This is a genomic window from Nostoc sp. JL34, assembly GCF_017114945.1.
Classification (GTDB): Bacteria; Cyanobacteriota; Cyanobacteriia; order Cyanobacteriales; family Nostocaceae; genus Nostoc.
The window spans coordinates 106,309-118,165 of sequence record NZ_JABXKQ010000076.1 but is presented as its reverse complement, the minus strand read 5'-3'; the positions used below and the strand labels follow the sequence as shown (position 1 = coordinate 118,165).

Genomic DNA, 11,857 nt, shown 5'->3' with positions numbered 1-11,857 from the left:
ACTGAGCTTTACCCACTTGACAAGTTTCTATTTTTCTTAACTTGACACCAATGGCAAGATGCCCACCCTATATGTATGGGCTCTCGTGTCGCCCACCCCACAATAAGTAGCTGAGTATTTTTTTATTTGTCAGTCCCTAAGGCAACAGGGTATTATTACCCGCGTGTAAGCTCGGTGGTTGAGCCTAAAATAAAATGCTTAATTGTGGGATATTGATAATTAGCAACTGCATCTACCAGCATCAGCGAAGGGTGATTGCATCACTTTGAAACGCTCCTGGAAAAACGTAAGCGCATTATCAGGGCATCCCAGCACAAACCGCACGTCTTACCTACAGCTTCCCCCACCCTCAGACCGTGGCGAAACATCATCAGCATCAGTATATAATCACGGTGAAAATAACGAGCTTTGCGATCAAGTGCGGCATCGAGTAGAGATCGCACCTCACTTGGTGTAAGGTATTCTCTAGACCTGTAATGCTTGTTAGGTAAACGGATTGGGGGTGGCGGCCTCATTTACTCTCGCTGATAGTGTCCAGTGTACGCGTTATATTATGGACAGTCTACCTCGCTATTATCCCTATTTTTTCGTTGAGAGTCGCGCCACTCAAGAGTTATTACGAATAGTTATCAATTGATAAATACCTCCATCTTGGCTCAATGCCAAATAGAGTTTAGAGACGAGCTTGCCTAAATCCCATTTATTTGCTAATAGTCACCTCTACATCAAAATAACCTTGGTTGTCATCCCAATTACACCAATCCAAGATTCCAAGGTAAAGATGTCTAGCTCCTATCGGTACAATCACTTTTTGTTTTTCATCCTTGGAAGTTTTGCCATCTCCTATAAAAAACACTTGCTTGAGTTTAGGAGAAAGTTTGGAATAATTCCGTTCTTCTTCTGTCTGGAATAAAAGAGGATCTGGCCTTTGAGATTTATTTGGTGGATCTTCTCCTGTGAAGACCCCTACAAGAGCGCCGTTAGGAGCGTGGATGTTAGAAATACCGTTATCTCCGCCTCCATGAGGAGCCTGATCCTGTTGACTTTTGCTACCGTCTGCATCGTTATATACTTCTTTATTGCCAGTATTAACTTCGTTTTTTGTAGTAAACGTTAAATAACTACCTGGATTGAGAGAGATTTTTTCAACTTCACTAGGCGAGTTATTTTGATACTTACTAATAGAGGAAAAATTGGGTTCATTACATTCATTAGCATTAGAGTTTTGGAGCATACCAGCAAGCCAAGGGTCTGATTGAGCATAAACTCTTGTAGTGCTTTCTGAAAGCCCGTTATCTAACCATAAAAAACTAGAAATAGTTATTAAAATTAAAACAAAAATAATTAATAAAAATTTCCGATTTTTCAATAATCTACTTTTTAAAGAAATATTTGTGAATTTCTGGTTATTTGAGGAATCAAGGCTAAATTGAGAACAATTAAGTTTCGCAGTAATTTTTGTTAAATCTGATGCATATTTTCCTCGATGAAAAGTCAAAGATAGTTCTTGGCAACAAAGTCTACACAGAGCTTCTTCCTCGTTTATTTGATTTAAATAATTAATTAGTTGTATCACAAAGTCACGTTCCGCACCCTCTCTTATAAACGTAAGTTCAGAAGGGTTGATTCCAATTCTTAAACATAGTGCTTCTCGTGCCTTTACTTTTTGACTGATAAGCAATATATTTGCTAATTCTCTTAAATCGTCATCATCTAACAAAGTCATAAAAATTCAACTTTTACTTATAATCTTACTAAAAATTTAGTTTTGATTTAATATTTTCTAAATCGGCCGCGTACCTCCCTCTTTTAAACACAACTTCAAGTTCCTTACAAATTTTACAAAGAGCTTGTTTATCGTCTATACTATGCAAATAATTAATTAGCTCTAAGGCAAAATCAGTGTCAGTAGATTGTCTTAGAAATCCAAGTTGATTTGGTTCAATTCCAGCTTTTATGCATAATGCTTTTCGTGCCGAATATTCTGCACGTCCACTACGTATTAAGAGTTCCGTAAGTATTTCTAGATCGTTGGCGTTTAGTTCTTGCTCGATTTCAATAAAAGAAGAACTAAACTGTGAAATAGCTTGGGGGGTTGGCTGTTGTTTTAGCTCCTCAACTGCTTTACGAATCCCTCTAGCAACATCTGCAAACGCTTGATCGCGATTCACCCAATTAACCACAGGGTCAGCATTTTTGGGCAAGGCTTGAAGCTTGCCAAACACTGCGCCCTTCCAATCAACTTCACGGAGAATAACGGGAATAACGCAAGCTTCTCCAGTTGCGTGCCGTTCCATCGCTCGTACAAGCTCAATGTCATAGCAATAATCTGAAGATAGGAAATCTGAACTAATAAGCAGCAGAATCACACGGGCTGCATTCAAGTGTGTATCAATTTCACCCGCCCATTCTGTTCCAGCAGTAATCTCCCGGTCATGCCAAGCTGTAATTACACCCTGCCGCTTCAAAATGCTTAAGTGTTTCACTAACTCGTTTTTGAGTTCTTCGTCTTTATGAGCGTAGGAGAAGAAAATTTCTATAGGCCCAGTGGGTGATATAGATATGGGCATAACTTTTTTTGGTCGCACCTGATTATATAAATTGACAAAATTTTCTTACCTAACTGGTTTTAGTAGAAAGACAATCAATTCGGTATTAGCTTCTTAGCTCTTTGTCTCCCTAGTTGGGGAACACTCGTTGCTTTTTAACCATTGCTCGATTAGCTCAATCACTACTTGGCTCATCTTCTTACTCTGCATGACGCAGGTGGCATGGAATCGCTTTTTCAATTCATCCGTAATTTACATGCATTTCTTTAGTTGCTTTGGTATTCATGTATTTAATTCCAACATGGATAAACCTACAAAAGTAAAAATGGCAATTCCTGAAAAACGCCATTTAAAGAGTGAAGAGGGTTAATCACAGAACTAACGCTAGAATAGCCAGTCTTGCTGGCAGCATGATTCACAATCCTTACTTGACTCCAGACGAAAGGTCTAACGCTGGTTCATACCTGGAAGGCGCAAAACCTCGTTATGCACGGCTTTAGATAAAGCCAATCGGCTTTGTTCCGTTGTAGGCGATCGCCGATTCTAGTTCGTTCTTCTTCAAACCTTGTTGGTCAATAATTTTCTGGATATCCAGAAAAAGCGATCGCTCACTTTATTACCACAGCTTTTTAGTATCTACTCAAGTGGAAGTAAGGTGATTGGCAACTAGAACGCTGACTGCATCCATACTCTGGAAATTAGGTAATCTATGACTAACTAATGTCAAGAAGTTCGCCTAACGCCTTCAAAAGCTGTTTTTGGGTATAAACAACAAGCTCAATCCCACAACAATATTGAAGGCAAGTTATCGTTAGCCAGACGCAGCAATTGATAACCAATTCCAGATATACCGGGTAAAAAGCCAGGATTAAATACAGAATTGGGCAAGTTGGGAAATAATTGATAAGCTCCAGTTCGCTTGGCTCTAGCTACAACATTTGTTACATTCTGGTGAGCAATTTGATGCCAATCAGGACGGGAACAGATTTTTGCCCCAACTAACAGTACTTCCGCCCGACCAAAGTTGCCACAGCATAAGTGATCGATCGCCTGTAAGCCAAAATTCTGAGTAGTTTGGAGAGCAATTTCAATTTCTCGTTGAATTTCTGGCGTTTCCACGATTCTCAAACTGCCCAAGCGTCCCAAACCGATGCCGGCTGCACCGTGACACCATTTATTCGCAAAGTCAGGTTGCCCCGGTTGTCCCATTCTGCGGAAGTCTGGCCAGTTGGCAGTAGATTCGCAAAAGACGCTACGCTCATACTCAATTCCTGCTAAACCTGCTTCTAAATACTTGCTCTCCAAGGTGACGGCGTAGAGTCTGAGCAAGGCGTAAGAAATGCCTGCGGCTCCATGAGAGAAACCAGTCAAAGGCTTGTCCCAAAAGGTATGCCAAGCTTTAGGCGCACCATTGTGACTGACTTGACGGTTGAGTAAATGTTGCCCACAAGCGATCGCTTTTTCTAAAACGGATGCCTCCCCTGTAACTTGATGCAGCGACAATAGCCCTAAAATTGCCCCTGCTGCTCCACTCATAATATCCAAGTGTTCATCGGCAGCAATTAGTTCTGGTGTCATCAAATCGGCTAATACTTGGGCATCTTGTAATAGCGTTGCATCGTTGAGGAATTGACTAATTTTCACCAGGCTATAAATCATTGACCCCAAACCTGTTGCACCGCCAACGCCCATAAAACGAGCCATCCGTTGCCAAGTTTCTGGATCAACGGTGTGGATTTGGCGACGCAGAGATTGCAATGTCCTAAATGCTAAATCACGGTAACGAGAATCACCTGTTACTTGACTGAGTGCAGCTAAAAACAGGGCAACTCCAGAGCGTCCGTCAGAGAGACAATTATTCAATACTTGCAGTTGATATCGTTCGGCACGAGGCACAAAATCTAAGCCAATCCAGTTAATGCTGCCATCAGGGTCGGAAATAGCTCTGGTTTCAAGTTCGCTAGCGATTTCCTGAGCTTCGGCAATCAATTGTTCTGAACTCAGCAAAGGTAACAATTCGCCCTTCCATTGCCCACCCTTGCGGCTGTGGGTGGTTGCGATCTTAGCATCGAAGGAGCCTTGAATAATCGCTACTTGTCGAGCTAGGTCGGTTTCATCCAGAGATTGTAACTGGTTGAGAAGGTCTTGGTAACTGGGTTGCTTGAAGTAGTTGGGAATGGCAGAAGAACCGTTTAAACTCAGTTCATCAACCACAGCGCTAGCAGTGAAGAAGGGAACATCTAATTGTTCCATCGCTCGGAGTTCCGCACTCAAAACAGGAAAGGCATTCGGTTTTTCTTGAGCAACTAGAAAGGCACGACTGAGAACATCGAGTTGAATACTGTAATCTACCCCGTGTTTGAGGTAATCGGGTGACAAAGTTTTTTGCAGGATGATGCCATAGATCCGGGTATTGCGGAAGATAAAGCGCACCTGCTGATTTTGCATCGCAGATAGCAAACTTTGGGGTGAAAGTAAGAAATCTTTATGCGCCATCAAAAAGCGATACATCTGCTCAAATCCAGTGGTGATTTGTAGTTGATAATCGTTTGGAGACAGGGGAACTTCACCCAAGCATGGGACATTTTTCGCAATGGGCACGGTTACAGACTCAGATAACAGCTGCATATTATCTGTATTAATGTTCTGCCAGCGCGGCACTTTGCGGGGAGATAATCGAGGATCTGTACTGCCTAAACCGCTAATATCATAAGCCACACTGCGATCGCCACTAAAGTCCCAACGCGGTAAAAGTCCGGTGCGAAGTACGGAATCCCAAAATTGTCGTGTGGCGGTTGCTTCCAAATCTTGGGTAAGGGGTGAGTCTTCAATGAGATTCGGTTCATGGTGCAGCAGTGTTTCCATGTCAATCAGCACCAGATGTTCGCCACTGGCAATTAAGTTTTCATAATGGCAATCTGTGGCTCTGAGGGCATAAAGCACACACAACAACATCCCAGAACGCTGATAAAATCGTTTCGCAGCTGCTTCATCAACACAAGGCAACTGTTCAACATATTCCACCCAACCGTAACCGTTGCGCTCCAGCACCTGAATGACTTTAAAATCTAAGAGATGGCTATGTTGATTGCACCAATTCAAAAATTGGTTAAAGACAACCTCTAGTCCTAAATCTTTGGGTTTATAAACAAGTTTAAGTCCAGACTCGAAGGTGAGCAAAATCACCGTCCGTCCGCGCTTGTGCGGGTCGGAAAGGGAGGTTTGAATTTCGATAACTTTGTTGTGAGAAAATGGGACGATTGTTTGATCAAAAGTTCGTTGAATATCTGTCCTATCTGCAACTAAACGTTCGATAAATTCCGCAGTGAACTCAACCCAAAAATTGACTACTGTTGCTACTAACCGACCGAGAACTGGATACTTCTGGAAAAACGTCAGCAATCCATCTTCGAGGAGTTGATTGACGAACTTAGTGTAGTGGGTGTTATTGTTTTCTGTTTCCAGTCCCAACAAGCCGAGTAAACTTTGACCAAAGGGACGCACCTGAGAGAATTCAAAATCTAATGTCTTCGTGCAAAGTCCTGCAAGTCGTTGCAATAAACTACGTTCTAGAGAACTGTAAGCGTTGTGGGAAAGAATCGATAAGGGAAGACAATCTTCGGTGAATTGACTGTTGCAGCGAGTCAATAATTGCTGTCTAGCTACTAAGATAGCAGACAAAAGGATGTCTTCAAAGGTAATAGGATTTTGGGAATCGATTGGTAAAAATACTTCGGTTGCAGAACTGAATCCTGTAGCGGTTTGGATGATTTGCTGCAAGGTTTCTGCCCACTCAGGCAAAGGTTGATCGGCAAGCAACTCGATAGTTCCTAATCTGGAACTCACTGTATCGAGGTCTAGTCCGTCCCACTGTAAACGTTTGTGCAAGGTATCCCATTTGCCTTCTGCTGCAACTTCGCACCAGCGATCGCGCCGACGATTAATTTCTTGTTCATTGACTTGATCAACATTGATTGCAAATCTGCTTTCATCAAGGCGTTCCCAGAGAAAACTAGCATTAGCTGCGATCGCCCTTAAATAGTCTGGTGTTTTCTGTTGGGATAAGGAAACAACTTGTTGAAGCATAGCTGGATTTCTCATAGTGGAAGTTAAAACAGAAGTATCAATGGGATAAAAAGGTAGGATTAAATTTGGTGGGAATAATTATTCATGAGATTCCCTCTCACCCTTGAGAAAAGGAGAAAAGAGGGAATCTGTGATGCAGTATCTCCTTCTGCATTGAACCTCAGTACCAGGTATAGAAATTGTCCAAATTAAAATATTGGAGAAGTTGGATCTAAAAAGCTGTTTTAGAAAAGCAACCTGACCTGTGAAGGCTACAATGCCAAAGAAAAAGGGAAGCTACCTTTTTTAGCAGCAGCCCCCGTGTCCACCACCACAGGAATCTGTATGACATAGCTTGGGCGCACTGTCAGACATCATCCCGCCACTAACACTGAGTAATTCTTCTTCACTCAGTTCGTTAGAATCCACAAAGGTCAATTCTGTCAGCATTTGAGAGATGGCTTCCACTGTGAAGTTATAACCTTTTTCTGCACTTGCGATCGCTAACACTTTGATCGCTTCTGCTTGGTTACCTGCTGCTTTTACTTGCTGTTGTAGTTGTGCGTTTTGAAGCAATTCTTTGATTTGGTGTAGCATACATGTACCCTCCGTTTTTATTGACTTAATTCAACGGCAGAGATTCTGCGCTTGTTTGGGGCGGTGTTCTCTGCTTTTCTGATTTGAATTTAGAGAGGAATGGGGGAGAACTAGGGTAGATACTTGCAATCGCGGAAAATTTTTTTACTGGCAATTATTTCCCCCATCTTTGCTGCCAAGACTAGAATTAGAATTGACGTGACATTCTCCTAATAGTCAAAGTGCCAGACTCTCTGCCATTAAGCGATCGCTATCTTGCTTTAATCGATGAAATTGTCGAAACCACCCTCAAGGGCAAAATTAGCTCTGTAGAACAGGTGTATCAAATGCTGCTGAAAGGAATTACTTCCGGTACAGGGGAAGTCTTTGAGCTAGCTTTGAGCGATCGCCTGAATTCTTTCCAAAGCCAAGTAGATAGTGAAAAAGACGAACTCAAGAAAGCCAAGGCGACTCGCAGTTTGAGAGCCATTAAGACAATTCAAAGTCAATGGCAACGCTGGCAAGAGCAAAATAAAGCCACAGAAGCGATCGCCTCCGCAGTTACAGAAATTACCACATCTGCGGCAGACCAGCGTCTGGCGGTATTTATCCGGGTTACTGACCCCAATCAGAAGTATCCGCTAAATTTACAACAGCTACAGCAGTTGTCAAAAGCATTACAGCAATTTGCTCAGGCGGATGCTGATTTAGAACAATTTTCCGAAGGGATTACCCGTGGTTTAGCTTCTTGGCAGCGATTGCAAGACAACTTGCTCAGTTGGATGTACGAGCAAAAAGAATCTTTGGGATTTGGCGGCGTACCGGGAGAACGTGGCCCTTGGGCAAGTTGGGCCAAACAACTCAATAGTGAGTTACCCCAAGCGTTACTTCGCACCTTAGCTAGAGAAGAATCGGCGATAGAGTTTGCCGAGCGACAGCGGGGAATCACCCTTAGAGATTGGGTGGAAATGGCATTGATTTTACAGTTCTTGCAACGGGGATTAATTAACTGGTTTGACCAACAAGCTTACGATGTGAAGGCGGGGCCAAAGTTGTCCATTTCCACTTTTTTGACCTTTGCAGTGATTTGGAGTCAGTTAGCCAGTGGTTTTAGGAGCATTGGGACAGTATATAGTGATGCCTGTTCTCAAATCATGCTCCAGATTTTGCGAACTTTTGCCCAGCGTCCGTATTTTCCCTTTTACGGCGGGATTTTTGCCTCTTTTACTGGTACTTATTTACGAGATGCCTTAGATTATTTGGATGAACCACTGCGACGAGGTGAGGGAACCCAAGAGAAGGCGAGAATTTTGACACTTTTAGGCTATTCTCAACGTGCTTTGGGACAATACCAGCGCTCTATTGATTTTCATCAGCAGGCATTAGAGATCGCCAGAAATGCAGGCGATCGCACCTGTGAAATTGCCAATCTCAACCACCTCAGCCGTACCTACGTGCAACAGCAAAATTATGCTGAGGCAATTAACTACAGTCAACGAGCATTAATACTGAGTCGGCAAGCAGGCGATCGCACAGGAGAAGCAAACGCGCTGGTAAATTTAGGTTACAGCGAAGTCATGCAAGCTCAAGAACTGGAAAACTTAGAACCAGAAACTTATGAAGCCGCAATTAATTATTTGGAACAAGGTTTAAAATTATCAGAAAAATTAGGCGATCTTCAAAGTAAAGCCTTATGTGTTAGCAGCTTAGGAATTGCCTATTTAGTAATTGGAGAACACCAAACGGCAATTAAATATCTTGAAGATGGTTTTAAAACAGCGCAAGTTTCCGGTGATTTATATCTTCAAGGGCGGAACTTAGCTTATTTGGCAGAAGCTTATTATCATCTGCAAAATTCTGAAAAAACTGTTTACACAGGCTGCTTGGGAATGTATCTTTTAGAACAAATAGCTTCTAATGAGTGGCGACAACCAGCAGGGTTACTGACAATTTTACAAGGACAAATCGGGGCAGAAGCTTTCCAAAAGTTCTTACAGCAACATCGCCCGAAAATTATTGCGGTTATTGGTGTGGATGGGTACGATCACATTCCGCAATTGTTAGAAGAATATAAGCAAGATATGTAACAACTGAAAAAACTGGGCGATGCGTACGCCTACGCAAATTTTAGCGATCGCTCCCCAGCTTTACAAATCGCAACAGTCTCTATACAAGAAAGAGATAAAACTTTCCTCCAGGATATTTTTTTAGCATAACTCCATATTGAGCTTGCTTATTTAAATGAACTGTGGTAGTTTCTTCATTGTAATCTTAAATACTATAAGTCGATTGACTTGCCGTAGTTTGATTGACAACATCATTACTCTAGTTAAGAAATTTGTTTTCACTAGGTAGTTGAAAAACCGTAAATAGTAAGGTATTCATGGCTATCAGCCAAAAGTTATTTGTAGCATTGTCCACTGGACATGATTGAACAATACATATTTATAGTTGCAGCGATATAAAACTGCGTAGGCGCACCCCGTCGTAGACATCGCTTACTGAGCCATAATCCTTTATTGTTTCGCTAGTTTAATGTTTAAGCAATGTCTATCAACAAACCTTGACGTTATCACCAGCAGTGAGCCAGCACAGTCCATCTACCCAATCCATACGTAGGAGTTGAAAATTATGGTGCAAACTTCTCTCGTCCGCCCCAGCAATCCCTTTCAACCACCGACCTTCGTTTCCATTGAATCAGAGCGTCGCCATCGTCAAGAACGTTTGGCAGCAGCATTTCGGATATTTGCGCGTTTGGGTTTTGCTCAAGGATTGGCAGGACACATTACTGCCCGCGATCCCGAACTTACCGATCATTTTTGGGTAAATCCCTTTGGGATACATTTCAGTCGCATTCGGGTATCAGACCTGATATTAGTGAATAGTGAAGGTCAGGTAGTCCAAGGTGAAGGCAAAGTTAGTCAAGCAGCATTTGCCATTCACTCTCAAATCCACGAAGCCCGCCCCGATGTCATTGCAGCGGCTCATGCTCATTCTTTCTATGGCAAAACTTGGTCATCTTTAGGTCGGTTGCTCGATCCGATTACCCAAGATTCCTGTGCTTTTTACCAAGATCATGCTCTCTTTGATGATTTTACAGGCATTGTCTTGGAGACAAGCGAAGGAAAACGCATTGCTGAGGCACTAGGCGATCGCAAAGCTGCGATTTTACGCAACCACGGAATATTGACCGTGGGACACAGTGTGGATGAAGCCGCTTGGTGGTACATCAGGTTAGAGGATACTGCTAAAGCGCAATTGCTAGCAGAAGCCGTAGGAAAACCCATCTTGATTGACCATGACATCGCCTTAAAGATCCAACAACGCGGTGGTACTCACCAAGCAGGCTGGGGTGGATTCCAGTATTTATGGGATGAAATTAGCCACGAGCAACCAGACTTATTTGATTAATTGGGCATTGGGGATTGGGCAGAAGGGGCAGAGGCGAAAAACCTACTGTAACTTCTCCCCTGCTCCCCCGCTCCCCTGCCCCCCTGCTTCCTCTGCTCCCCAACATTTTCAGGACAAATTATTATGCCAATCGAATTTATTGGATTGATTCGGACAAAACCGACTTCAGAATTAAATAGTGCATCAGGCAGTCTGGGTGATGACATCATTGATCCAGCTTATGTTCGTGAATTTGCTAAAGCCCATGAAGCAGGAGGCTTTGACAAAGTATTAATTGGTTATAGTTCTAGTAGCCCTGATGGTTTGACAGTTGCTAGTTTCGCTGCTTCAGCAACCGAGCGATTGGGCTTTTTAATTGCTCATCGTCCGGGTTTTGTCGCACCAACTCTAGCCGCTCGTAAGGCAGCTACCCTTGACCATTTTACCAACGGTCGGATTGCAATCCATATCATTACTGGTGGTAGTGATGCTGACCAGCAGAAAGATGGCGACTGGCTAGATCATGACAGCCGTTACCGTCGCACTGATGAATATTTAGAAATTGTTCGCCGCGTCTGGACAAGCGACACTCCTTTTGATTACGAAGGTGAATTTTACCGCATCAAGGATGCTTTCTCTGCGATCAAGCCGTTACAAAAGCCCCATATCCCGCTTTACTTTGGTGGTGCATCTGGGCCAGCGGTACAGGTAGGAGCCAAGCACAGTAACGTTTACGCCTTGTGGGGTGAGCCAATTGCCGCAGTTAAAGAACGAATTGCAGAGGTACGTGCTGCCTTACCACCCGGTCGTTCCATTCGTTTCAGCGTCTCTCTGCGACCCATTCTTGGCGCTACAGAACAAGAGGCTTGGGAAAAGGCACATAGCATTTTAGCGCGAATTCAAGAGTTGCGAGGAGGGGCGAAAATAGCTGCTCCGGCTAGACCCCAGGCGGTAGGATCGCAACGTCTGCTGGATTTTGCAGCCAAAAATGAGGTTTACGATAAGCGTCTATGGACACCGATCGCCGCAGCTACTGGTGCGGCAGGTAACACTACAGCCCTAGTGGGTACACCAGAACAAGTAGCAGAGGCTTTGGTTGATTATTACGATGCAGGTGTGACTACCTTGTTGATTCGGGGCTTTGATCCCCTAGAGGATGCGATCGCTTATGGGCGTGATGTCATTCCTTTAGTACGTGCAGAAGTCGCACGGCGAGAACGGCAAACAGTTGGAGTCGGGAGTTAATAATCATGGTATAAACATCTGCGTCTACTAAA

Annotated in this window: 9 protein-coding genes; 3 read left to right on the top strand and 6 right to left on the bottom strand. The window is 43.3% G+C overall.

Annotation, left to right across the window (positions count from 1 at the left end; translation table 11 throughout):
• Positions 1 to 260: 260 nt before the first annotated feature.
• The 6 genes from HWQ44_RS15575 to HWQ44_RS15550 all read right to left on the bottom strand — a co-directional run bounded on the left by HWQ44_RS15575 (position 261) and on the right by HWQ44_RS15550 (position 7,211).
• Positions 261 to 515 (bottom strand): hypothetical protein, encoded by a 255-nt coding sequence (locus HWQ44_RS15575; RefSeq protein WP_292720024.1) that lies wholly within the window; start codon positions 513 to 515, stop codon positions 261 to 263.
• Positions 516 to 700: 185 nt separating this feature from the next.
• Entirely contained in the window at positions 701 to 1,726 is a 1,026-nt protein-coding gene (locus tag HWQ44_RS15570; RefSeq protein ID WP_292720022.1) for a hypothetical protein, read from the bottom strand.
• Between the two features lie 28 nt (positions 1,727 to 1,754).
• Positions 1,755 to 2,570, bottom strand: coding sequence for a toll/interleukin-1 receptor domain-containing protein (locus HWQ44_RS15565; protein WP_292720020.1), 816 nt, complete (start codon positions 2,568 to 2,570; stop codon positions 1,755 to 1,757).
• Between the two features lie 93 nt (positions 2,571 to 2,663).
• Positions 2,664 to 2,789: a plasmid partition protein ParG gene (locus HWQ44_RS15560; RefSeq protein ID WP_292720017.1), complete on the bottom strand. Its 126-nt coding sequence runs from the start codon at positions 2,787 to 2,789 to the stop codon at positions 2,664 to 2,666.
• 537 nt (positions 2,790 to 3,326) lie between these two features.
• Complete coding sequence (locus HWQ44_RS15555) at positions 3,327 to 6,635, bottom strand: type 2 lanthipeptide synthetase LanM family protein (RefSeq protein WP_292720014.1); 3,309 nt, start codon at positions 6,633 to 6,635, stop codon at positions 3,327 to 3,329.
• A 285-nt stretch (positions 6,636 to 6,920) separates the two neighbouring features.
• Complete coding sequence (locus HWQ44_RS15550) at positions 6,921 to 7,211, bottom strand: Nif11-like leader peptide family natural product precursor (protein ID WP_292720013.1); 291 nt, start codon at positions 7,209 to 7,211, stop codon at positions 6,921 to 6,923.
• A gap of 221 nt (positions 7,212 to 7,432) precedes the next feature.
• Between HWQ44_RS15550 and HWQ44_RS15545 the strand changes: the two genes are divergently transcribed.
• From HWQ44_RS15545 to HWQ44_RS15535, 3 genes are all read left to right on the top strand, one after another.
• A complete protein-coding gene (locus tag HWQ44_RS15545; RefSeq protein WP_292720012.1) occupies positions 7,433 to 9,277 on the top strand; it encodes a tetratricopeptide repeat protein in 1,845 nt (614 codons plus the stop codon).
• Positions 9,278 to 9,821: 544 nt separating this feature from the next.
• Positions 9,822 to 10,601, top strand: coding sequence for a class II aldolase/adducin family protein (locus tag HWQ44_RS15540; protein ID WP_292720011.1), 780 nt, complete (start codon positions 9,822 to 9,824; stop codon positions 10,599 to 10,601).
• A 123-nt stretch (positions 10,602 to 10,724) separates the two neighbouring features.
• Positions 10,725 to 11,825 carry an LLM class flavin-dependent oxidoreductase gene (locus tag HWQ44_RS15535; RefSeq protein ID WP_292720009.1) on the top strand — a complete coding sequence of 367 codons (1,101 nt, stop codon included), beginning with the start codon at positions 10,725 to 10,727 and terminating at the stop codon, positions 11,823 to 11,825.
• Positions 11,826 to 11,857: the final 32 nt, after the last annotated feature.

Coding starts and splice junctions, on each gene's coding strand:
- HWQ44_RS15575 (WP_292720024.1), bottom strand. CDS start 515: ATGAGGCCGCCACCCCCAATCCGTTTACCTAACAAGCATTACAGGTCT.
- HWQ44_RS15570 (WP_292720022.1), bottom strand. CDS start 1,726: ATGACTTTGTTAGATGATGACGATTTAAGAGAATTAGCAAATATATTG.
- HWQ44_RS15565 (WP_292720020.1), bottom strand. CDS start 2,570: ATGCCCATATCTATATCACCCACTGGGCCTATAGAAATTTTCTTCTCC.
- HWQ44_RS15555 (WP_292720014.1), bottom strand. CDS start 6,635: ATGCTTCAACAAGTTGTTTCCTTATCCCAACAGAAAACACCAGACTAT.
- HWQ44_RS15550 (WP_292720013.1), bottom strand. CDS start 7,211: ATGCTACACCAAATCAAAGAATTGCTTCAAAACGCACAACTACAACAG.
- HWQ44_RS15540 (WP_292720011.1), top strand. CDS start 9,822: ATGGTGCAAACTTCTCTCGTCCGCCCCAGCAATCCCTTTCAACCACCG.
- HWQ44_RS15535 (WP_292720009.1), top strand. CDS start 10,725: ATGCCAATCGAATTTATTGGATTGATTCGGACAAAACCGACTTCAGAA.